Below are 402 nucleotides of genomic sequence, written 5' to 3'. Positions count from 1 at the left end.
TTTTTCCGCTGTCACGTCCATGCATTTGAACATTTCAATGGGGTTCCGGAGAAAGTGGTCCCAGATAATCTCAAGGCAGCTGTGGTAAAGGCATCGTTCACCGATCCAATTGTGAACCGCGTGTATCTGCGTCTGGCAGAGCATTACGGCTTCCTGATTGATCCTTGTCCGCCGGCAACCCCGCGATTGAAAGGCGGTGTAGAAAACGATATTAAATACATCAAGGGGAACTTCTGACCACGATACCGGGAAGGTGAACGTCAGCGGGGACATGAAGTACCCTACGCCGATAGGCTGCAGCGTGAGCTTGAATCTTGGAGCCAGGATACTGCCGATGTCAGGGTCATCAAGGGAATAGGGGCGCAGCCGATTGATCTATTCACCGACGAGGAACAGGCCGCC

At 52.7% G+C, this 402-nt stretch carries 1 pseudogene; it reads left to right on the top strand.

The features are described 5' to 3' along the window. A pseudogene (locus tag ACYQ2L_RS17215) lies at window positions 1–237 on the top strand (IS21 family transposase); the annotation flags it as partial. Window positions 238–402 lie beyond the last annotated feature (165 nt).

It is taken from the genome of Spirochaeta dissipatitropha (assembly GCF_054657935.1).
This window is presented reverse-complemented; position numbering and strand designations above follow the sequence as displayed.